The organism is Streptomyces hawaiiensis (assembly GCF_004803895.1).
In the GTDB taxonomy this organism is placed as follows: Bacteria; Actinomycetota; Actinomycetes; order Streptomycetales; family Streptomycetaceae; genus Streptomyces; species Streptomyces hawaiiensis.
Genome location: NZ_CP021978.1, coordinates 1691709 through 1712748 on the forward strand (window position 1 = coordinate 1691709; position 21040 = coordinate 1712748).

Genomic DNA, 21040 nt, shown 5'->3' on the forward strand with positions numbered 1-21040 from the left:
GATTCCTGTGCCTTACCAGCCGCGGTTGGCGTAGCGCTCGGCCTCGGGGAGGGTGTCGCAGTTGATGCCGACCATGGCCTCGCCGAGGTTGCGGGAGGCGTCGGCGATGATCTTCGGGTCGTCGTAGAAGGTGGTGGCCTTGACGATGGCGGCGGCGCGCTTGGCCGGGTCGCCGGACTTGAAGATGCCCGAGCCGACGAAGACACCCTCGGCGCCGAGCTGGCGCATCAGGGCCGCGTCGGCCGGGGTGGCGACACCGCCGGCGGAGAACAGCACCACGGGGAGCTTGCCGAGCTCGGAGACTTCCCTGACCAGCTCGTACGGGGCGCGCAGCTCCTTGGCGGCGGCGTACAGCTCGTTGTTGTCGTAGCCGCGCAGGCGGGCGATCTCGTTCTTGATCTGGCGCAGGTGGCGGACGGCCTCGACGACGTTGCCGGTGCCGGCCTCGCCCTTGGAGCGGATCATCGCGGCGCCCTCGGCGATGCGGCGCAGGGCCTCGCCCAGGTTGGTGGCGCCGCAGACGAACGGCGTGGTGAAGGCCCACTTGTCGGAGTGGTTGACCTCGTCGGCCGGGGTGAGGACCTCGGACTCGTCGATGTAGTCGACACCGAGGGACTGCAGGACCTGGGCCTCGACGAAGTGGCCGATGCGGGACTTGGCCATGACCGGGATCGAGACGGCCTCGATGATGCCCTCGATCATGTCCGGGTCGGACATGCGGGCCACGCCGCCGTCCTTGCGGATGTCGGCCGGGACCCGCTCCAGCGCCATGACGGCGACGGCGCCCGCGTCCTCGGCGATCTTCGCCTGCTCCGGCGTGACGACGTCCATGATGACGCCGCCCTTGAGCTGCTCGGCCATGCCGCGCTTCACACGGGCGGTGCCGGTCTCGGGAGCCTGGTTTTCGGAGATGGACACGGGTGACCTCGCTGATGGGAAAGGGGGTTTCTGCAGCACTGAGGAAACGTGAGAGAACCAGGCCACAGCAAGGGCCAATGGGAACGCCGTGGATCCTTTTGCGTCGGTCGGCCGGAAAACGCCATGGGAACAGGGCTCAGGCGGCCCGGTCCACCAGGGCCGCCGGAGGCTCGTCGTCCATTTCGAAGGCCATCGGGAAGGGCGCGTGACCGGCCAGGCGGAACCAGCGCACCTTGCGGTGCCGGCGCAGGGCCCGGGCCGCCCGTACCGCGTCGTTGTGGAAGCGCCGGGCCATGGGCACCTTGCGGACCGCCTCGGTGAGTTCCCGGGCCGCTTCCTCTCCCCCGGGCGCCTCGCGCACCGCCTCCACCTGCGGGGCCTCCCCGAAGACGGCCCGCAGCGCCTGGCTCAGGTCGCTCTCGGCGACCTCCCGCTGCTCCTCCTCGGCCTGTCGGGCGGCGTGCGCGGCCTCGTACAGCACGATCGAGGCGGCCGGGTCCAGGACCCCCGACGTCGCCAGTTCCTGCGCCACCGAGGCCCGGCGCAGCAGTTGCGCGTCCAGGGCGGCCCGGGCGGCGTCGATCCGGGCGTGGAGACGGTCGAGCCGGCCGGCGGTCCAGCTCAGGTAGAGCCCGACCGCGACCAGGGCGACGGCGATCCAGATCAGAGTGGTGGTCACGGGCGGCAAGGCTAGCGGCACGAGCGTCCTCGCCGTTCACCCCGCCCGGACCGTGGCCGGCCGCCGGCCCGGTGTCAGTCCCGGGCGAACCCCAGCCGCCCCCACAGTCCGGTCGTCCGCTCGTCCTCGGCCACCGCCGTCGCTCCGGCCGTCACCGTCTCGTAGACGGACAGGATGTCCGCGCCCACGGTCGACCAGTCGAAGCGCCGCACGTGGGCGCTCCCCCGCTCGCGCAGCTCCGCCCGCCGCTCCGGGTCCGCCAGGAGCCGCACGGCCGCGTCGGCCAGGGCGTCGGCGTCCTCGTTGGGGAACAGTTCGCCGGCCGCCCCCCGGTCCAGGACCTGGGCGAAGGCGTCCAGGTCGGAGGCGAGGACAGGGGCTCCGGCGGACATCGCCTCGACGAGGACGATGCCGAAGCTCTCGCCGCCGGTGTTGGGGGCGACGTACAGGTCGACGCTGCGCAGGAAGCGGGCCTTGTCCTCGTCGCTGACCATGCCGAGGAACTCGACGCGGGGGCGCAGCCCGGCCGGCAGGGACTCCACGGCCTCCTCCTCGTCACCGCGCCCGGCGACCAGCAGCCGGGTCTGCGGGCGCGCGGCGAGGATCTTCGGCAGGGCCCTCATCAGCACCGGGAGCCCCTTGCGGGGCTCGTCGATGCGCCCTATGAAGCCGATCGTGTCGCCCTGCCACTCCGCCTTGGGCTCGGCCTCCGCGAAGAAGCCGACGTCGACGCCGTTCGGGATCACGACCGCGTCGCCGCCGAGGTGCTCCACCAGCGTGCGGCGGGCGTACTCGCTCACCGCGATCCGGGCGCTGATCTTCTCCAGGGCGGCCTGGAGGATCGAGTACGCGGCGATCATCGCGCGGGAGCGCGGGTTGGAGGTGTGGAACGTGGCCACGATCGGCCCCTGGGCGGCCCAGCAGGTCAGCAGGCCCAGGGAGGGCGAGGTCGGTTCGTGGATGTGGATGACGTCGAACGCGCCGTCGTGCAGCCAGCGGCGCACCCGGGCGGCGCTCAGGAAGCCGAAGTTCAGCCGGGCCACCGACCCGTTGTACGGGACCGGCACCGCGCGTCCGGCCGAGACCACGTACGGCGGCAGCGGGGTGTCGTCGTCGGCCGGGGCCAGGACGGACACCTCGTGGCCGAGGCGGAGGAAGTACTCGGCGAGGTCCCGGATGTGGAACTGGACGCCGCCCGGTACGTCCCAGGAGTACGGGCAGACGATGCCGATCCTCACGGGCGCCCCTTCTCGGGGTCGAGGTCCGCGAGCCACAAGCGCTGCAGCATGTGCCAGTCCTCCGGATGGTCGGCGATGCCCGTGGCGAAGGCGTCGGCCAGCGCCTGTGTCATGACGGACGTCTTCTCGGCGCGCGTGCCTGACTCGGGGACCTCGACGGGCGGGTGGACCCGGCCCCGCATCACGGGCGAGTCGTCGTACCAGAGCGTGACGGGCAGCAGCAGGGCGCCCGTCTGCTGGGCGAGCAGGGCCGGTCCGGCCGGCATGCGGGCCGTGTCACCGAAGAAGTCCACCTCGACGCCCGACGCGGACAGGTCGCGGTCGGCGACCAGGCAGACCAGGCCGCCGTCGCGCAGCCGCCGGGCCAGGGTGCCGAAGGCGGTGCCGCCGCTGTGCGGCAGGACCTCCATGCCGAGGCCCTCGCGGTAGGCGACGAACCGGTCGTAGAGCGTCTCGGGCTTCAGGCGCTCGGCGACCGTGGTGAACGGGATGCCGAGCCGCGTGGTGACCCAGGCGCCGGCGAGGTCCCAGTTGGCGAGGTGCGGCAGGGCGAGGACGACGCCCTTGCCGGCGGCCAGGCCCTCGGTGAGGTGGTGCAGGTCCTTGACCTCGACGCCGCCCTTGATCCGCTCCGCGCTCCAGGCCGGGAGCCGGAAGGACTCCATCCAGTAGCGCAGGTAGGAGCGCATGCCCGCGCGGGACAGCTCGGCGAGGCGCTCGGGGCTCGCGCCGGGCACCACGCGCGCGTAGTTGCTCTCCAGGCGCTGGACGCCCTTGCCGCGCTGCTTCCAGGCCAGGTCGGCGATGGTCCGGCCGAGCCGTACGGCGACCGGCTCGGGGAGCTTCTTGACCGTGCTCCAGCCGAGGCCGTACAGCGCGTCCGTCAGCCGGTCCTGTGCGCTCACGTGGCCGCCTCGCTCCCGTGGGAGGCGTTCTGCTGCTTGCCCTCATTGTCCTGCGTGGCCGCGTCGTCCTGGGCGGCCGCCGCCTCCTCGGCCTCGGCGGACTCCCGGCGGACCGTGACGACCCGCTGGATCAGCGTGACGAGGCTGCCCACGGCGACGATCCACAGGGCGACGGGCAGCAGGTACTGGATGCCCGGCACCCCGAACGTGTGCAGGCCCGCGAGCCCGGCCGCGACCAGGGAGATCACCAGGCGCTCGGCCCGCTCGACGAGCCCGTTGACCGCGACCGGCAGGCCGATCGACTCGCCCCGGGCCTTGGTGTACGAGACCACCTGGCCGCTGGCCAGGCAGAAGATCGAGACGGCGCACAGGACGAGGTCGTCGCCCCCGCCGGCGTACCAGAGGATGAAGCCGCCGAAGATCGCGCCGTCGGCGACCCGGTCGAGCGTGGAGTCCAGGAAGGCGCCCCAGCGGCTGGAGCGGCCGAGCTGACGGGCCATGTTGCCGTCGACGAGGTCGGAGAACACGAACAGCGTGATCACGACCGTGCCCCAGAAGAACTCGCCCATGGGGTAGAAGACCAGCGCGCCCGCGACCACACCGGCGGTACCGATGAGCGTGACGGTGTCGGGGCTGACGCCCCGGCGGATCAGAAACGCGGCGAACGGTGTGAGGACACGCGTGAAGAATGCACGCGCGTACTTGTTCAGCATGGCCTTCCCGAGGGTCGGTGTCGCCGTCTGGCCCCTGCTGGCCACCGGCTGGCCCATCGTAGTCACGCGCGCGCGTGGCCGAGGTGCGGGCACCCGCACCCCTTTCGGGGGAACCTCGGGGCGCTGGTCGGCGGGGCGGTCACGTCGTTCGTATGGACGCACCGTGACGGGAGTGGGAAGGTCGAATGACCGCGGGCGTCGCCGGAGCCGCACCGCTGGGGGTACCCCCGGACGGAGTGTGGGGGAGGGTCCCGCGTGTCCGCGCCCACAGGGACCTCACCGTGCACGGGAGGCAGGATCATGGGCGACAAGGCACAGACACACCCTGGGGCCGCCGGCAGGGCACGAGCGGCCGACCACCCTCAGTCCGTACGGAATGTGGTGCTGGTCGGCCACTCCGGATCGGGCAAGACCACGTTGGTGGAAGCCCTCGCACTCACGGCGGGGGCGGTGAACCGGGCGGGCCGCGTGGAGGACGGCGGCACCGTCTCCGACTACGACGACATCGAGCACCGGCAGCAGCGCTCGGTACAGCTCTCCCTGGCACCCGTCGAGTGGGACGGCATCAAGGTCAACCTGCTCGACACCCCCGGATACGCCGACTTCGTCGGTGAACTCAGGGCCGGTCTGCGCGCGGCGGACGCGGCCCTCTTCGTCGTCTCGGCCTCGGACGGTGTGGACGGCTCGACCCGCATGGTGTGGGAGGAGTGCGCGGCCGTGGGCATGCCCCGGGCCATCGTCGTCACGCACCTGGAGTCGGCGCGTTCCGACTTCGAGGAGATGACCCGGACCTGCGCGGAGGCCTTCGGCGCGGACGATCCCGACGCGGTCCTGCCGCTCTACCTGCCGCTGCACGGCCCCCAGGCGCCCGACGGGCACGCGCCCGTGACCGGGCTGATCGGGCTGCTGTCGCAGAAGCTGTTCGACTACTCGACCGGCGAGCGCAAGGAGTCCGAGCCGGGCGAGGACCAGCTGCCGATGATCGAGGAGGCCCGTAACCGGCTGATCGAGGGGATCATCTCGGAGAGCGAGGACGAGACCCTCATGGACCGCTACCTCGCCGGGGAGCCGGTCGACGTCAAGACACTCATCGAGGACCTGGAGCGGGCCGTCGCGCGCGGGGTCTTCTTCCCCGTCCTGGCCGCCGCCCCCGCGGGTGAGGGCGCCCGGCAGGGGATCGGCACCGTGGAACTGCTGGAACTGATCACGCGGGGCTTCCCGACGCCCCTGGAGCACGAGACGGTGCGGGTCACGACCACCGACGGCAAGCCGCGCGCGCTCAAGCCGTGCGACCCGGGCGCCCCGCTGGTCGCGGAGGTCGTGAAGACCTCCTCGGACCCGTACGTGGGCCGCCTGTCGCTGATCCGCGTCTTCTCCGGCACCCTGCGCGCCGACCAGACGGTCCACGTCTCCGGGCACGGGCTGGCCGACCGCGGGCACGAGGACCACGACGTCGACGAGCGGATCGGCGCCCTGTCCACGCCGTTCGGCAAGCAGCAGCGCCCGGTGTCGCACGTCATCGCGGGCGACCTGGCCTGCGTGGCGAAGCTGAACCGCGCCGAGACCGGGGACACCCTGTCCGCCAAGGACGACCCGCTGCTCATGGAGCCGTGGCAGATGCCCGACCCGCTGCTGCCGCTGGCCATCCAGGCGCACAGCAAACCGGACGAGGACAAGCTGTCCCAGGGCCTGGCCCGGCTGGTGGCCGAGGACCCGACGATGCGGCTGGAGCAGAACCAGGACACCCACCAGGTGGTCCTGTGGTGTCTGGGCGAGGCCCACGCCGATGTCGCCCTGGAGCGGCTGCGCAGCCGGTACGGCGTCCAGGTCGACGTCGTCCCCCACCGGGTGTCCCTGCGCGAGACGTTCGCGACCAAGTCGGCCGGCCGGGGCAGGCACGTCAAGCAGTCCGGCGGGCACGGGCAGTTCGCGATCTGCGAGATCGAGGTCGAGCCGCTGCCCGGTGGCTCCGGCATCGAGTTCGTCGACAAGGTCGTGGGCGGCGCGGTGCCCCGGCAGTTCATCCCGTCGGTGGAGAAGGGCATACGGGCCCAGGCGGCCCGGGGAGTGGTGGCCGGGTATCCGCTCATCGACGTACGGGTGACCCTCCTGGACGGCAAGGCGCACTCGGTGGACTCCTCCGACGCCGCCTTCCAGACGGCCGGGGCGCTCGCCCTGCGGGAGGCCGCGGCCGACGCGAAGATCCATCTGCTGGAGCCCGTGGCCGAGGTGTCGGTGCTGGTCGGCGACGACTTCGTGGGCGCCGTGATGAGCGACCTGTCGGGGCGGCGCGGCCGGGTGCTCGGCACCGAGCAGACACCCGGCGGGCGCACCCTGATCCGGGCCGAGGTGCCCGAGATCGAGATCGGCCGGTACGCGATCGACCTGCGGTCCATGGCGCACGGCACGGCGGGGTTCAGCCGCCGGTACGCGCGGCACGAACCGATGCCGCAGCAGGTCGCGGACCGGGTGCGTGAAGAGGAGCGCAAGGCCTCGTAGTTGGCGCCGGGCGCCACCAAGTGCCCTCCTGAGGGCCCCCCTCCGCGGGGGCGGGCGGCTTGACGGGCCGCCCGCCCCCGCGTGCCGGTGCGGACGGATACGCTGATGACCTGATCAACAGGTGTGCGGAGCGCGGAAGTCGGGAAGGCCGCAGATGCGGATGCGGCAGCGATGGGGGCGGCAGTGACGGACGGATTCGACTTCAGCCCGGGAGCCCAGGTTCCCCTGGCGGGTGCGAGCGGCCAGACGGCGGCGACCTACGCGCTGGCCGCGGCGGCGTACCGGGACGACGAGGTCACCAAGATCCTGGCCGCCGACAACGAGTGGCACCGGTCGAAGGTGACTCCCCCGCGCTCGTGGGCGAAGATCTTCCGCCCCAGGTTCGGTGAGGCCTTCTCCCGCGCGGTGATCGACCGGATGCTGGGTGCCGGGCGCAAGCCGGTCATCCAGTCCTTCGGCATCGAGCCCCAGGTCGTCGTGGAGCACTGCCTGGCGGCCCACCGCATCCGCCGCGACCGCGACAACTGGCTCTCGGCGATCACGGTGATCTGCGGGGTGCTCTTCCTGCCCGGCTTCCTCGTGTGGCTGCTGGTGTTCACGCTGCGCACCACCATGGCCAAGCGCGAGGACAAGCGCGCCGGCGCCCTCGCCACGACCCTGCTGCTCGCCATGGGCGCGCTCGCCGTGCTGTTCGTGATCCGCATGCCGTTCACGGGCTTCTGGGCCTTGTACGGACGCGCGGCGGTGATCATGCCGGTGGTCGGCTGGTTCTGGGCCAAGCAGATCTGCGAGCGGACCGCCCGCGACCTGCGGGAGCGCTGGTCGAGCATGCTCTCGGGCGGCGGCGTGGGCGCCAAGATCCCCGAGGCCGTCCCCGGCAACCCCGGTGACGCGGCCGAGCAGGTCCGCAAGGAGCTGGCCCGCCTCGCCGCCGAGCAGCGGTCCAACTCGGTCTTCTACGCCGGCCCCAAGGGCATACTCGGCATGGGCACGCGGTGGGGCAGCTGGCAGCTGGCCGAGGAGCTGGTCTCCGCCGATCCGGGCAAGGAGTTCCATCCGTTCCGCAGCTGGGACGTCATCGTGGCGATCCAGGGCGGTCTCGGCATGCTGGAGCGCACGTCCATCAACACCGGCGGCTTCCCCAAGCCGTCCATCACGCACTGGGTCGTCTCCCCGATCGGCGAGAAGGCGACGGAGGTGTCGCGGCCGAGCGGCACGGACGTCGACGCGTACACGGTCCGAAATCACGCCATACAGGACATCTGCAACAAGCAGCAGTTCGGCAGCGGCGACCGGCACTACCTGGGCGTGCAGTGGACCCTGTGGGACGGCCACCTGGTGATCACGATGCTGATCACGGTGACCGTGCTGCACGACACGCTGCGCATCGAGGTCACCGGGCACGCGCTGGGGCCGGTCAACCCGCTGTTCAACGAGAAGCCGGCGGCCAAGGAGAAGACGGTCCAGAAGGCCTTCCGCTTCTGGGAGACCCGCACCGTCAAGATGCCCCTGATCGACGCCGACGAGGTGGTACGGCTGGCCGCGCGTGCCCCGCTGACCTGGTACCCGCCGCTGCTGAACTGGCTCGGCGGCAGTCTGACGCTGCCGGAGCCGTTCGGTCTGCGGCACGCCTGGGCCGACCAGCCGTGGCGGCACCGGTTCATGGCCGACGACGCGTTGCGGGCGGCCACACCCGTGCTGCGGGTGGTGCATACGGCGGCGCTGAAGGTGCTGCGGGAGAACGGGGTGGACGTGGAGAAGTTCGGGTCCAGGTCGGCGGCGCTCAGTGGGGCTGTGCAGGAGGCTTCGCCGAAGAAGGCCGATGTGTACGACGCGTAGGTATTGAGGCGCCCGGCGTTGCTACTGGGGCGGGGTGCGTGCGCAACCCGGCGCTGCGGGGTGCCGCCCGCGCCCACCCGTGCCGCCCCAGCGGCACGACTGCCCGCAGGCTAGGCGGTCGGCCAGGCCTCCGCCAGCATCTTGCGCGTGTCCGCCAGCAGCTGCGGCAGCACCCGCGTGTGCCCGACCACGGGCATGAAGTTCGTGTCCCCGCCCCACCGCGGCACGATGTGCTGGTGCAGGTGCGCGGCGATGCCCGCGCCGGCGACCGTGCCCTGGTTCATGCCGATGTTGAAGCCGTGTGCGCCGGAGGCCGTGCGCAGGGCCGTCATCGCCTGCTTGGTGAGTTCGCCGAGCTCGGCGCTCTCCCCCGCCGTGAGGTCGGTGTAGTCGGCGACGTGCCGGTAAGGCACCGTCATCAGGTGCCCGCCGGTGTACGGGTAGAGGTTGAGCACCGCGTAGACCTGCTCGCCGCGCCGGACGACGAGGCCGTCCTCGTCGGACTTCGCCGGGATCGAGCAGAAGGGGCAGCCGTCGCCGGCACCCGGGCCGGTGGGCTTGTTCTCGCCCTGGATGTAGGCCATCCGATGGGGCGTCCACAGACGCTGGAACGCGTCCTGCGTCCCTACTCCCAGCTGCTGCTCCGGCTCACTCGTCATGCAGTGCAGCATATGGCGTCGAGCTGGGGGGACGGCAAAGGCCCCCGGATCTCCCCGGGGGCCCGTACACCGTGTGAGATCAGACCTGCGCCCGCTCCTCGACGACCTTCTGGATCTTCGCGATGGCCTCGTCGAAGGGGATGCCGTTCTCCTGCGAACCGTCGCGGTAGCGGAAGGACACGGACTCGTGGGACATGTCCTCGTCGCCCGCGATGACCATGAAGGGCACCTTCTGCTTCTGGGCGTTGCGGATCTTCTTCTGCATGCGGTCGGAGGAGGAGTCGACCTCGACGCGCAGGCCCTTCTTCCTGGCCGCGGCGGCGAACTTCTCCAGGTACTCCACGTGCGCGTCGCCGATCGGGATGCCGACGGCCTGGACGGGGGCGAGCCACGCCGGGAAGGCACCCGCGTAGTGCTCCAGGAGCACCGCGAAGAAGCGCTCGATCGAGCCGAACAGCGCGCGGTGGATCATGACCGGGCGCTGCTTGGAGCCGTCGGGGCCGGTGTACTCCAGGTCGAAGCGCTCCGGCAGGTTGAAGTCGAGCTGGATGGTCGACATCTGCCAGGTGCGGCCGATGGCGTCCTTGGTCTGGACGGAGATCTTCGGGCCGTAGAAGGCGGCGCCGCCCGGGTCGGGCACCAGGGGCAGGCCCTGCTTCTCGGCGACCTGGCGAAGGGTCTCCGTGGCCTCGTCCCAGGCCTCGTCCGAGCCGACGAACTTCTCCGGGTCCTTGGTGGACAGCTCCAGGTAGAAGTCGGTCAGGCCGTAGTCGCGCAGCAGGCCGAGGACGAAGGTGAGCGTCTTGTCGAGCTCCTCCGACATCTGCTCACGGGTGCAGTAGATGTGCGCGTCGTCCTGGGTGAAGCCGCGCGCGCGGGTCAGGCCGTGCACGACGCCCGACTTCTCGTAGCGGTACACCGTCCCGAACTCGAAGAGGCGCAGCGGCAGTTCACGGTAGGAACGCCCGCGCGCGTCGAAGATCAGGTTGTGCATGGGGCAGTTCATGGGCTTGAGGTAGTAGTCCACGCCCTCGTCGAGCTGCATGGGCGGGTACATGCCGTCGGCGTACCAGTCCAGGTGGCCCGAGGTCTCGAAGAGCTTCCCCTTGGTGGCGTGCGGGGTGTAGACGAACTCGTAGCCCTCTTCCTCGTGGCGGCGGCGCGAGTAGTCCTCCATGACCCGGCGGATGATGCCGCCCTTGGGGTGGAAGACGGCGAGGCCGGAGCCGATCTGCTCCGGGATGGAGAACAGGTCCAGCTCGCTGCCCAGCTTGCGGTGGTCGCGCTTCTCGGCCTCGGCGAGGAACTCCAGGTGCGCCTTCAGCTCGTCCTTGGTGGGCCAGGCGGTGCCGTAGATGCGCTGGAGCATGGGGTTCTTCTCGCTGCCGCGCCAGTAGGCGGCGGCGTTGCGCATCAGCTTGAACGCCGGGATCGCACGGGTCGACGGCAGGTGGGGGCCTCGGCAGAGGTCCTTCCAGCACAGGTCGCCGGTCTTGGCGTCCAGGTTGTCGTAGATCGTCAGCTCGCCGGCGCCGACCTCGACGTCCGCGCCGTCGTCACTGGAGGCGGAGCCCTTGAGGCCGATCAGCTCCAGCTTGTACGGCTCGTCGGCCAGCTCCTCGCGGGCGGCCTCGTCGGTGACCACGCGGCGGGAGAAGCGCTGCCCCCGCTTCTGGATCTCCTGCATCTTCTTCTCGACGGCCTTGAGATCCTCGGGCGTGAACGGCTTCTCGACGTCGAAGTCGTAGTAGAAGCCGTCCTTGACGGGCGGGCCGATGCCGAGCTTGGCCTCGGGGAAGAGCTCCTGCACGGCCTGCGCCATGACGTGCGCGGTGGAGTGGCGCAGGATGTTCAGGCCGTCCTCGGAGGAGATCTCGACGCCCTCGACCTCGTCGCCCTCGGACAGGGCGTACGACAGGTCCCTGAGCTCGCCGGCCACGCGCGCGGCGATGATCGAGCGCTCGCCGGCGAAGAGCTCGGCGGCCGTAGTGCCCGTCGTCACCACGCGTTCTTCCCGCTCGGAATCGCGCTGGATGATCACACGGACGTCTGACACCGGTCTCTCCTGACTGAAGGGGGCCGCGGGCGCCATACCGGAGCGCGCGCACGAGTAAGGATCGTACCGACCCGGGAGCACCCTTCGCGAAATCAGTCCCCGCAGTCCCCTCCGCAGGCCTCCTCGAAGAAGTCGAGGTTCTCGTGGAGCTCCTTCATCAGCCGGTCCCGCTCGGCGTCGTCGACCTGTACGGGGACGACCCCGTGGGCACCGGTGAGGCGGCGGAATCCGCCCCGGCTCTCCAGCCGTCCCTGCACCCGCACCGGGAGCCCGACGAGGTGGGCGTGCCCGGCGATCCGGTACGCCTCCTCGTCGAGGGTGATCCGGACGTTCGGCACGTCGGCCCCGGACAGCACGCGCAGCCGTACGGTGCCGTCACCGCGCGGCCCGGACCTGCGCAGCCGTACCACCGCTCCCGTGATCCGCACCGGCACGGCGGGTTCCTCGCGCAGGTAGCGGGCACCCGCCTCGCGCAGCGCGGCCAGGTCGCCGGGTGAGAACTCGACGGGTTCGGCGGAGGGTGCGCAGCCCTCGGGCACACCGGCCGCCGGGTCCCATGCGACGGCGATCCGGGCGCCCTCCGTGCCCCGGACGAGGGCGACGAGGGATTCGGTGAGCTCGTGGCTCACTCCTGCCTCGACGGCGGCGTCGAAGGCGTCCATGCCGCCGGTGGCCCGCTGGTAGTCGATGGCCTCCCGGGCGGCGAACAGGGCCTGGTGGAGGCGTACGGCGAGGGGGCGGCCGCCGGCGACGGGCACGAAGGCGGTGAGCCGGCCGTCGGCGGCGGAGCCGACCAGGACGTGTCGCAGAGCCGCGGCGGCGGAGCGCCGGTGGCGGGCGCCGTGGTAGCCGGCCCGCGCGCGGGTGGCGAGGGCCGCGGCGAGCAGCATCCGGCGGGCGGCGCCGCGCAGCCGGTCCTCGACGGTCCAGGACGCCGCGCCGGCGGGGCCGGCGGGGACGTCGTGCCACCAGCGGATCTCGTCGCTGGGCACGGCGAGGGAGACGAGGACCTCGCGGGCGGACGGCGTGCCGCTGCGGGACAGCGCGAGCAGGGCCTCGCCGAGCAGGTCGTCGCTGTCGGGGAAGGCGCGGCTCTCGGGCACCAGGAGGCTGGTGCCGCTGCCGCCGGGGCCGGGCGGGGTCCAGCGGCCGTAGCGCCCGGGGGCGCCGCCGCGCCGTTGCCAGCCGTGCCGGCGCAGCAGGGCGCTCAGTACGGCCGGGTCGACGTCCACGGCGTCGGGTGCGGAGCCGCTCAAGGGAGTCTCGGCGGGGTGGGGCCGTACGGGCCTCAGTGGCCCCTCGGTCGGGCGGTGCGTCACGGTTTCCCTCCCGTCCCGACCCGCGTCATGATCTCGCACAGGGCCCGGTCGTCGAAGATGTGTGAGGTCGGTATGCGCACGGTGGTGCGGCGGCGGCCGGTGATCGGTTGTCCGGCGAGGTTGGTCCAGTAGCAGCAGTGCCGGAGGTCCAGCCGGTCGTGGCCGGCGCGCAGCCAGTCGTCCTGGGCGCGCGGCACCAGCATCACCACGAGGATCTTGTGCACCGACACGGGTGTGCGGGCGAGCTTCGCCAGGTGGTCGTTGTCGAGCGTGAAGGAGAAGGTGCGGCCCGGCGGGTTGGGCGGCACCTGGTAGGTGGCCTTGAGCTGCACCTTGATGGTGACCTCGTCGTCGACCGTGTGCCCGGGGGCGCTGTGGCTGACGTGCCAGTCGATGCCGTTGTCGGGAAAGGGCTGGGACAGGGAGCAGCCGGCGGCTGCCGCGACGGCGTGCAGATAGCCGACCTGCAGTGTCTCCATGCAGGCGGTGGTGGCGAGTGTGCCGCGAGAGGGAGCCGTGCGCTCGGGCAGCAGCCCGCCCCGTTCGGGCTGCGCTATGGCCATGGCCAACAGCCTTCCAGAACAAGTGATTCCCCGCTGCGGGCCGCTGAACTGCACCAACCCGTACTCCTGTTGTCTCCTTCCGGCGTACGGCGCAAACAGCCCGGGTATCACCGAATCGGGCAGCGGACGGAGCGTCAACTGCCGAAGGTGAGTGAGGGGTTGTGTGGCTATGACGACGTGCTGGTACGAGGGGCCGCTGGCCGCCTTCGACACGGAGACGACGGGCGTGGACGTCGAGACCGACCGGATCGTGTCGGCCGCCGTCGTCGTCCAGGATGCCCCGGGCATCCGGCCGCGGGTGAGCCGCTGGCTGGTGAACCCGGGGGTGCCGGTGCCCGCCGAGGCGACGGAGGTGCACGGGCTGACGGAGGAGCACCTGCAGCGCAACGGCCGGTGGCCGGCTCCGGTCATGTACGAGATAGCGCGGGCGCTGGCCGAGCAGGCGCACGCCGGGCGCCCGCTGGTGGTGATGAACGCGCCGTTCGATCTGACCATGCTGGACCGGGAGTTGCGCCGCCATCGCGCCTCGGCGCTCGACCGCTGGTTCGAGTCGGCGCCACTGTCCGTGCTCGACCCGCGGGTCCTGGACAAGCATCTGGACCGCTACCGCAAGGGCCGCCGCACCCTGACGGACCTGTGCGCGCACTACGGCGTCGCCTTGGAGGGCGCCCACGACGCGGCGGCCGACGCCGTGGCGGCGCTGGAGGTCACCCGGGCGGTGGGCCGCCGGTTCGCGTCCCGGCTGGAGCGGCTCGCCCCGGGTGAGCTGCACACCCTGCAGGCGGTGTGGCACGCGGCGCAGGCGCGGGGTCTGCAGGCGTGGTTCGCGCGCAGCGGCGTGGACGAGGCCGTCGACCCGGCGTGGCCGCTGCGTCCGGACCTGCCGGCGGCGGCCTGAGCAGAGCGGTCCCGACGATGAAAAAACCGGTCCGTCTGCGACGGACCGGCTGTTTCCGGTGGGCGATACTGGGTTCGAACCAGTGACCTCTTCGGTGTGAACGAAGCGCTCTCCCACTGAGCTAATCGCCCGGGAACGCGGTGAACAATACAGGCCCGGGCACGCTTCCTTCAAACCGCTCGGAGGTGCCTGCGGAGTCCGCGCCGCCCGGACCGCATCATCAGCGCGTGGTTGGCGCGGAAGACGGGCCGTCCCGGTACGGCGAACCGCCGCAGCAGCGGCTTGTGCACGCTGACCACCTGGTCGTAGCGGGCGAGACTGCCCGTCCCCTGCGGCGTGACCGTCCAGCGCGCCCAGCCCTCGATGTCCCCGGACAGGACGGTCTCCAGCACACCGGCCGCGGCATCGCGCCGCACCTCCCGCGCGGTGAACGTCATGTCGTACGGCAGGACGGAGCGGATGCGGATGACCCCGGTGGTGTCGTCGAGCCGGGTCACCTCCTGGACCTGGGGCCACCAGCGCGGGTAGTCCTCGGGGCGTTCCAGCACGTCGTACACGGCGGCGGGGGGCGCGGGCAGGGTCCACAGACTGCGGAAGCGGTAATGGTTCCAGTCCATCCCGGCAGTCTGCCCACTCGCGGCACGGACTGTCTGAGTACGCGCATGAGTATCCGCGCTCATGCCGGGCGGGGTGACACGGGCCACACTGCGATCCATGACCCACCTTCCGCCCCCGGCCGAGGAATTGCGGCTCCTCGACGCCGAACTCTGGCAACTGGACGCCCGGCGTTCCCAGTTGCTGACCCGTCGCGCCTGGCTGGTCGCGGCCCTGCAGCAGACGCGGCAGCAGTCGCGGCCTTGGGCCTCGGCGCAGCCCCCGACCGCCGCACCGCCGCGCCCCGAGACGGCGGCGCCCAGTGTGCAGAACATGCTGCTGGTCCTCGGCGGTGTCCTGCTCACGCTCGCGGCTGCGGTGTTCACGCTGGTCAGCTGGGGGCACATGGGCATCGGCGGGCGGGCTCTGGTGCTCGGCGCGGTCACGCTGGCCACGCTCGCCGCGCCCGTGGCACTGCTGAAGCGGGGGCTGCGGTCGACGGCTGAGTCCGTGGCGGGCCTCGGGCTCGCCCTGACCGTCCTCGACGCCTACGCGCTGCACGCGGCGGCCCTCTCCGGGACGGACGGCACCGGGTACGCGGCCGCCGCGTCCGCGGTGCTGGCGGCGACCTGGTCGGCGTACGGCCTGCTGCCGGTCACGGCCGCGCTGCGCCTGCCCCTGCCCTCCGCCCTGGCCGCCGCCCAGTTCCCGCTGCTGCTGTGGGCCCTGTCCGCCGACGCGGGTCCGTATGTGATCACGGCCGCGCTGCTGGTGACGGCCGGGCTCGACGCGGTCGCGGTGGTGCGGCTGACGGCCGGGGCCGTGCGGATCACGGCCGTCGTCGGTGCGTACGGCATGGGTGGCTGGGGCGTTCTGGGTGCCGGCTGGCTGTCCTTGACGGCCGACGGCCCGGGTGACGCTTCCCGTGCCGGGGCGCTGCTCGTGCTCGCGGCGGCGATCGCCCTGGGTGCGGCCCGGCGAGGGCCGGGCATCCGGCACGCCCTCGGCCTCGCGATCACGTCCGGGCTGCTCGTCGTGGGTGCGCTCGGTGGGGTGGCCCGTTCCGGGGTGCCGTCGGAGTGGGCGGTTCCGGCTTATCTGGCCGTTGGCATCGCCCTGTTGGGGGCAGTGCGGGCCGAACGGCTGCCGGACGCGTTGCGGAGGGGCTTCGCCTGGGCCTCCGGTGCCGTACAGGCGCTGGCGGTGCTGTGGACGCTGCCCGTCGTCGCCGTGGTGCTGCTGGGCCCGGCCGGTCGGCTGGGCCGGGCGTGGAGCGGCGCCCCGTCGGACGCCCGTTCGGCGGTGGCCGTCGAGGTGCCCTGGCCGCCGGACGCGGCGGTGGCTCCCGTTGTGCTGGTGGTTGTCGCCGCCGTTCTCGCCCTGGCGGTCCGCGCGGTGGAGTGGCGTGGGCGGGCCCGGCTCGGCTCGCTGGGTCTGCTCTGGGCCACGGCTCTGCTGCTTCCGGCGGTCTTCGAGGCTCCCTACCCCGTGGGGATGCTGGTCCTGGGCGTCGTGACGGCGGCAGCGCTGTACGCGTGCCGGATCCCGGCGTCGGCCGCGCGGGTCACGGCCCTCGTCCTCGCCCTGGTCACGGCCCTCGGCCTCACCCTGGTCAGCCTCGCCTCCCAGTCCGCGACCCTCGTCGTGCTGTCCGTGCTGACGGCGCTGTTCGCCGCGGCCTCCTGGCGGGCGGGCGTCGCCCCGTTCACGGCCCCGGCGGCTCTCCTGTACGCCGCCGCGCTGGCCTCGGCGTCCGGTGCCGCAGCGGACTGGCCGCCGGCCCGAACCGCCCTGCTGGTTCTGGTGGTCGCCGCTGCTGCCGCCCTGCTCGCGGCACGCCTGGGCACGTCCCGGACGACGGTGCCCGTCGAGGCTACGGGCGCCGCCCTCGGTCTGTTCGCCGCGGCTCTCGCCGTCACCGACCCGCCGATGCTCGCCCTGGTGCTGGCCCTGTACGGGGTGATCGCCGCGGGCACGGCCCTGCGTGCCGGGCGCCGTCCCGTCGGTTACGCGGCCACGGCCCTGTTCGTGCTGGCCGCGTGGGTGCGCCTGGCGGCCTGGGACGTCGGCACGCCCGAGGCGTACACCCTCCCGGTGACCGTCCCGGCGCTGCTCGTCGGAGCGCTGCGCCGGCGCCGGGACGCGCAGGCCTCGTCCTGGACGGCATACGGCCCCGGGCTGGCCGCCACCCTGGTGCCGAGCCTCGTCGCGGCCTGGGCCGATCCGCACTGGACGCGCCCGCTGCTGCTGGGCACGGCGGCGCTGCTGGTCACCCTGCTGGGTGCCCGGCACCACCTCCGGGCGCCGCTGGTGCTCGGCGGCTCGGTGCTGGCCCTGGTCACCCTGCACGAACTCGCCCCGTACGTCGTGCAGGTGACGGGGGCGCTCCCCCGCTGGGCCCCTCCCGCCCTGGCCGGGCTCCTGCTGCTCGCACTCGGGGCGACGTACGAGCAGCGGATCCGGGACGTCCGGCGGGTGCGGGAGGCCCTGGGGAGGATGGACTAGCGCCGTCGGTCCGTATGCGTGCCGTGGGGTCGTCTCGACTGCGGACAGGGCCCGTGATGTCATACATGGTCCGACCGTGCCGCCGGCGGCACGGTCGGAGGGGGATGGGGGAGGCATCTTGACGGACCTGGGGGAATCACCGGGCCGCGGCAGCGGCGCCGAGGATCAGGGGACACTGCAGCGCCTGCTCTCGGTGGTGGGGGCGGGAGCCGTGGAGCTGCACACGGCTCCGGAGGGACTGCGGACGAGCGTCACCGGTGTCCATGTGCTGGACGCCCTGGAGCCCGTGATCAGACCGCAGGAGTTACTGCTCGCCGTCGGCGTCGACCCGCGCTCGGCGCATGCGGTCGACGTGGTGCGCCGGGCCGGTGAGGCCGGTGCGGCCGGTGTGGTGTTCGGCCCGGGGCGGCCGGAGCCCACCGCGCGGGCGTTGCAGGCGGCCGCGGAGGAGAGCGGCACGGCGGTGCTCTTCCGTACCGCTTGGTGCACCTGGGCACAACTGGTGGGGGTGCTGAGGGCGGGGCTGGCGGCGGCGGGGGTTCCCCCGCTGCCGGCGACCAGCGGCGTGCGCCTGGGCGATCTGGATTCCCTGGCCGACGCGGTGGCGGCCCTGGTGGGAGGCTCGGTGACCATCGAGGACACGGAGTCGCGGGTGCTGGCCTACTCCTCCACCGAGGAGAACGTGGACGAGATGCGCCGACTGACCATCCTCGGCCGTCGTGTGCCGCCCTGGCGGGTGGCGGCCATGCGGGAGGCGGGATTCTTCCAGGCGTTGTGGGGGGCGGGCGACGTGCTGCACCGGCCCGCTCACGGCCAGGACCCGGAGCGTCTGGTCGGCGCCGTACGGGCGGGCGGAGAGACGTTGGGGTCCATCTGGGTGGCGGCGGTCGCGGGCCGCCCGCTGTCACCGAACGCCGCGGAGACACTGCGCGCGGCGGTCCGGGCCGCCGCCGCCCACCTGCTGCACCACCGGACCCACAGCTCGGACGGCCGCCTGGTGGAGGACGCGGCTCGGGCGCTGCTGGAGGACCGTGGATCCGTCGAGGTGCTCGCGGAGCGGGCCTCGCTTCCGCCCCGGCAGCCCTGTGCCGTCCTGGCGGTGGGAACCGGGTCCGGCCGCCCCGGGGACGATGACCCGTCCGGGCTGCACGGGCTGCTCACCCTGCACTGCGCGGCCCTGGGCCACAGAGTCGTGGTGGTCCCGGCGGGCGGCAGGATCCTGGTGCTGCTGAGCGGGCTGGAGCGCGACGCGGGGCGGGCCGACGACCAGGTGAGGCGGCTCGGGGAAGCACTGGCCGATCAACTGTCGGCGACGATCGGCCCGGTGGTGAAAGTGGGGCTCGGCGACGTGGTCCAAGGCCTGGCGGGGGCGCCCGCGTCACGTCGGTCGGCCGAGCGGACCCTGCAGGCGCTCATCGCGGCCGCCGGGCCACGCACCGTCGCGCGGAGCGAGGACGTCGCGGACACCGTGGGCATCCTTCAAGTCGTCGACGCGCTGCGAGAGGTGGCGCTGCCACCGCGGACCTCGGTGGCCCGGCTGAGGGAGTTCGACGCCGGTCACAGCGGCAGTTGCCTGGTGGAGACCCTGCGCGCCTACCTCGACCACTTCGGTGACGTGTCAGCCGCCTCGCGCGCGCTGGGCGTGCACTCCAACAGCCTCCGCTACCGGTTGCGGCGGATCACGCAGGTGTCGGGGCTGAACCTGGAGAGTTCCGACGCCCGGCTGCTCGCCCAGGTGCAGTTGCGTCTGGGTGGGGACGCCGACGGCGCCCGCCCCTGAGCGACCGGCGCCGAGGCGGGCCGCGGGCGTGGCGTCCGCCGTTCAGCCGCGGCCACCATCGCAGGGCCGCTTCTTCGTCGTACCGCACAACGCCTCTGCCCGGCACGGGGGTTGTTGCGTTCGACCGCCGTGGGCGAGGCCCGCGTCTTTGCCGACTCGACGAAGACGCCGTCCCGGTGCGGACAGCAGCCTGGTACTCCACCCCGGGGCGGTCCCGGGCGCTGCGCGTACGACACCGGAAGGCTCACCATGACCGGACTGACAGCCGCCGCCGAGCGGCGCGAACGGATCCTCCAGGAAGCGGTGCGGCAGGGACTGCTGGACGCCGGGCGGTCCCCGCTGGCCGCCTTCGTCGACCTCGACGGCGTCGCCGCGACCGTCGGGTCCCTGCACCGCGCCTTCCCCTCTCCCCCGCGCGTGCTGCACGCGTTCGCCGCCAAGGCCAACTGCCTGGTACCGGTGCTGGCGGAGCTGCGGCGGCTCGGCATGGGCTGCGAGGTGGCCACCGCGGGTGAGCTGGCGCGTGCGCTGGCCGCCGGATTCGCACCGGACCGGATCGTGTTCGACTCTCCGGCCAAGACGGAGGCCGAACTTCGGTACGCCCTCGACCTGGGTGTGACCGTCAACGCCGACAACTACCAGGAACTGGCCCGGATCGACCGGGCGTTGGGCGATCGCGCCCCGGTGTCGCGGATCGGGGTGCGCGTCAACTCCCAGCTCGGCGGCGGCAGCATCGCCGCGATGAGCACGGCGACGAGCACCTCGAAATTCGGCGTTCCCCTGGCGGACCCGGGAAGCCGACGGCGGCTCCTGCGCGCCTACCACGACCACCCGTGGCTGACCTGGGTGCACACCCACGCCGGTTCGCAGGGCTGCCCGCTCGACCTCATGGCCGGCGGGGTCGCGCGGGCCGTGGCGTTCGCCGAGGAGGTCAACGCCTCGCTCGGCCGGCGCCAGGTCGTCGGCATCGACATCGGCGGCGGACTGCCCGTCAACTTCGCCGACGACGAGACAGCGCCGACCTTCGGCACGTACGTCCAGCAGCTGCGCGCCCAGGCGCCCGCGCTGTTCTCCGGCGGGTACGAGATCGTCACCGAGTTCGGGCGTTCGGTCCTCGCGAAGAACGGGTTCACCGCCGCGTACGTCGAGTACACGAAGAGCATGGGCGGCCGGCCGATCGCGGTCACCCACGCCGGTGTACAGGTGGCCACCCGGACGGTGTTCAACCCCGACGCCTGGCCCCTGCGGATCGAGGCGCACGACGCAAGCGGCAGGGCCAAGCGGGGCGGGCCGGTCCGCCAGGACATCGCGGGACCCGCCTGCTTCGCCGGGGACCTGCTGGCGCGTGACCGGGGGTTGCCGCTCCTGGAGCCCGGCGACATCATCACCGTCCCGGACACCGGCGCCTACTACTTCTCGACGCCCTTCCACTACAACAGCCTGCCGGAGCCCGCCGTGCACGGGGTCCGGACGGGCGGTGACGGCGGCGGTGTCCGCTTCGAACTCCTGCGTCCCGCGCAGGATCCGTGGGACGTGCCGGGCTCGGAAGGCTACGCCGCGCCCTTGCGGCAACCGGCGCACGAGCCCGTTCACGGCGTCGGGTAAGGGAGCACCGAGGTGGCACAGGCCGACCGCCGGGGGCCCGGCCGGGACGGGCCGCTCCTCAGTCAGCGCGCCGCGATCGTCTTCCTGCTCGCAGCCCTGGTCGGCATCGGTGCCACTGTCCTGGCTGCGCTGGCCGGCAATGTGTGGCCGGTCGCGGTGAGCGTCGGAGGCGGGGTGGTGGCCCCGGCCGTCCTGTTCTTCAACCAGATCATCGACTAGGGCGTGCCGGGCATCGCACGGCAGGCGCCGCTGTCGCGACAGGCCACGGAC

The 21040-nt window shown here is 72.6% G+C and carries 17 protein-coding genes and 1 tRNA gene; 7 read left to right on the forward strand and 11 right to left on the reverse strand.

The window, feature by feature from the left end:
• Window positions 1–12 precede the first annotated feature (12 nt).
• The 5 genes from pdxS to pgsA all read right to left on the reverse strand — a co-directional run bounded on the left by pdxS (window position 13) and on the right by pgsA (window position 4510).
• Window positions 13–918, reverse strand: coding sequence for a pyridoxal 5'-phosphate synthase lyase subunit PdxS (gene pdxS / locus CEB94_RS07800; protein WP_175431470.1), 906 nt, complete (start codon window positions 916–918; stop codon window positions 13–15).
• Between the two features lie 136 nt (window positions 919–1054).
• Entirely contained in the window at window positions 1055–1597 is a 543-nt protein-coding gene (locus tag CEB94_RS07805; protein ID WP_175431471.1) for a LemA family protein, read from the reverse strand.
• 74 nt (window positions 1598–1671) lie between these two features.
• Window positions 1672–2835 (reverse strand): glycosyltransferase family 4 protein, encoded by a 1164-nt coding sequence (locus CEB94_RS07810; protein WP_175431472.1) that lies wholly within the window; start codon window positions 2833–2835, stop codon window positions 1672–1674.
• The gene (locus tag CEB94_RS07815) at window positions 2832–3740 is read right to left on the reverse strand and encodes a phosphatidylinositol mannoside acyltransferase (protein WP_175431473.1); all 909 of its coding nucleotides are present in this window, start codon (window positions 3738–3740) and stop codon (window positions 2832–2834) included. The genes CEB94_RS07810 and CEB94_RS07815 overlap by 4 nt, the downstream gene beginning before the upstream one ends.
• On the reverse strand, window positions 3737–4510 hold the full coding sequence (gene pgsA, locus CEB94_RS07820; RefSeq protein WP_246112138.1) for a phosphatidylinositol phosphate synthase: 774 nt from the start codon (window positions 4508–4510) through the stop codon (window positions 3737–3739). The genes CEB94_RS07815 and pgsA overlap by 4 nt, the downstream gene beginning before the upstream one ends.
• A gap of 243 nt (window positions 4511–4753) precedes the next feature.
• Between pgsA and CEB94_RS07825 the strand changes: the two genes are divergently transcribed.
• Together CEB94_RS07825 and CEB94_RS07830 are read left to right on the forward strand one after the other, a co-directional pair.
• Window positions 4754–6952: an elongation factor G-like protein EF-G2 gene (locus tag CEB94_RS07825; RefSeq protein WP_175431474.1), complete on the forward strand. Its 2199-nt coding sequence runs from the start codon at window positions 4754–4756 to the stop codon at window positions 6950–6952.
• Window positions 6953–7123: 171 nt separating this feature from the next.
• Complete coding sequence (locus CEB94_RS07830) at window positions 7124–8791, forward strand: hypothetical protein (RefSeq protein ID WP_175431475.1); 1668 nt, start codon at window positions 7124–7126, stop codon at window positions 8789–8791.
• Window positions 8792–8901: 110 nt separating this feature from the next.
• On the opposite strand, the gene CEB94_RS07835 is transcribed toward CEB94_RS07830, so the two are convergent.
• The 4 genes from CEB94_RS07835 to CEB94_RS07850 all read right to left on the reverse strand — a co-directional run bounded on the left by CEB94_RS07835 (window position 8902) and on the right by CEB94_RS07850 (window position 13388).
• The gene (locus CEB94_RS07835) at window positions 8902–9462 is read right to left on the reverse strand and encodes an HIT family protein (protein ID WP_175431476.1); all 561 of its coding nucleotides are present in this window, start codon (window positions 9460–9462) and stop codon (window positions 8902–8904) included.
• Window positions 9463–9529: 67 nt separating this feature from the next.
• Window positions 9530–11506, reverse strand: coding sequence for a threonine--tRNA ligase (gene thrS, locus CEB94_RS07840; protein ID WP_175431477.1), 1977 nt, complete (start codon window positions 11504–11506; stop codon window positions 9530–9532).
• Between the two features lie 92 nt (window positions 11507–11598).
• Window positions 11599–12825 carry a hypothetical protein gene (locus CEB94_RS07845; RefSeq protein WP_175431478.1) on the reverse strand — a complete coding sequence of 409 codons (1227 nt, stop codon included), beginning with the start codon at window positions 12823–12825 and terminating at the stop codon, window positions 11599–11601.
• The gene (locus CEB94_RS07850) at window positions 12822–13388 is read right to left on the reverse strand and encodes a DUF4365 domain-containing protein (protein ID WP_175431479.1); all 567 of its coding nucleotides are present in this window, start codon (window positions 13386–13388) and stop codon (window positions 12822–12824) included. The genes CEB94_RS07845 and CEB94_RS07850 overlap by 4 nt, the downstream gene beginning before the upstream one ends.
• Window positions 13389–13557: 169 nt before the next feature.
• Between CEB94_RS07850 and CEB94_RS07855 the strand changes: the two genes are divergently transcribed.
• Window positions 13558–14286 carry a 3'-5' exonuclease gene (locus CEB94_RS07855; protein WP_175436929.1) on the forward strand — a complete coding sequence of 243 codons (729 nt, stop codon included), beginning with the start codon at window positions 13558–13560 and terminating at the stop codon, window positions 14284–14286.
• A 59-nt stretch (window positions 14287–14345) separates the two neighbouring features.
• Here CEB94_RS07855 and CEB94_RS07860 read toward each other — a convergent pair.
• Together CEB94_RS07860 and CEB94_RS07865 are read right to left on the reverse strand one after the other, a co-directional pair.
• Window positions 14346–14417, reverse strand: a tRNA-Val gene (locus CEB94_RS07860).
• A gap of 39 nt (window positions 14418–14456) precedes the next feature.
• Complete coding sequence (locus tag CEB94_RS07865) at window positions 14457–14903, reverse strand: SRPBCC family protein (RefSeq protein WP_175431480.1); 447 nt, start codon at window positions 14901–14903, stop codon at window positions 14457–14459.
• Window positions 14904–14964: 61 nt separating this feature from the next.
• Between CEB94_RS07865 and CEB94_RS07870 the strand changes: the two genes are divergently transcribed.
• The 4 genes from CEB94_RS07870 (at window position 14965) to CEB94_RS07885 (ending at window position 20989) form a co-directional block, all read left to right on the forward strand.
• Window positions 14965–17385 (forward strand): SCO7613 C-terminal domain-containing membrane protein, encoded by a 2421-nt coding sequence (locus CEB94_RS07870; RefSeq protein WP_175431481.1) that lies wholly within the window; start codon window positions 14965–14967, stop codon window positions 17383–17385.
• Between the two features lie 118 nt (window positions 17386–17503).
• Window positions 17504–19165, forward strand: a complete 1662-nt coding sequence (locus tag CEB94_RS07875) for a helix-turn-helix domain-containing protein (protein ID WP_175431482.1) — start codon at window positions 17504–17506, stop codon at window positions 19163–19165.
• Between the two features lie 249 nt (window positions 19166–19414).
• Window positions 19415–20770: a type III PLP-dependent enzyme domain-containing protein gene (locus CEB94_RS07880; RefSeq protein ID WP_175431483.1), complete on the forward strand. Its 1356-nt coding sequence runs from the start codon at window positions 19415–19417 to the stop codon at window positions 20768–20770.
• A 12-nt stretch (window positions 20771–20782) separates the two neighbouring features.
• Window positions 20783–20989, forward strand: a complete 207-nt coding sequence (locus tag CEB94_RS07885; protein ID WP_031139070.1) for a hypothetical protein — start codon at window positions 20783–20785, stop codon at window positions 20987–20989.
• Window positions 20990–21040 lie beyond the last annotated feature (51 nt).

What these genes read in the sequence shown, in the direction of transcription:
- CEB94_RS07835 (WP_175431476.1), bottom strand. Translation starts at nt 9,462, where the DNA reads ATGCTGCACTGCATGACGAGTGAGCCGGAGCAGCAGCTGGGAGTAGGG.
- pgsA (WP_246112138.1), bottom strand. Translation starts at nt 4,510, where the DNA reads ATGGGCCAGCCGGTGGCCAGCAGGGGCCAGACGGCGACACCGACCCTC.
- CEB94_RS07830 (WP_175431475.1), top strand. Translation starts at nt 7,124, where the DNA reads ATGGGGGCGGCAGTGACGGACGGATTCGACTTCAGCCCGGGAGCCCAG.
- CEB94_RS07825 (WP_175431474.1), top strand. Translation starts at nt 4,754, where the DNA reads ATGGGCGACAAGGCACAGACACACCCTGGGGCCGCCGGCAGGGCACGA.
- CEB94_RS07850 (WP_175431479.1), bottom strand. Translation starts at nt 13,388, where the DNA reads ATGGCCATAGCGCAGCCCGAACGGGGCGGGCTGCTGCCCGAGCGCACG.
- CEB94_RS07855 (WP_175436929.1), top strand. Translation starts at nt 13,558, where the DNA reads ATGACGACGTGCTGGTACGAGGGGCCGCTGGCCGCCTTCGACACGGAG.
- CEB94_RS07870 (WP_175431481.1), top strand. Translation starts at nt 14,965, where the DNA reads ATGCCGGGCGGGGTGACACGGGCCACACTGCGATCCATGACCCACCTT.
- CEB94_RS07880 (WP_175431483.1), top strand. Translation starts at nt 19,415, where the DNA reads ATGACCGGACTGACAGCCGCCGCCGAGCGGCGCGAACGGATCCTCCAG.
- CEB94_RS07865 (WP_175431480.1), bottom strand. Translation starts at nt 14,903, where the DNA reads ATGGACTGGAACCATTACCGCTTCCGCAGTCTGTGGACCCTGCCCGCG.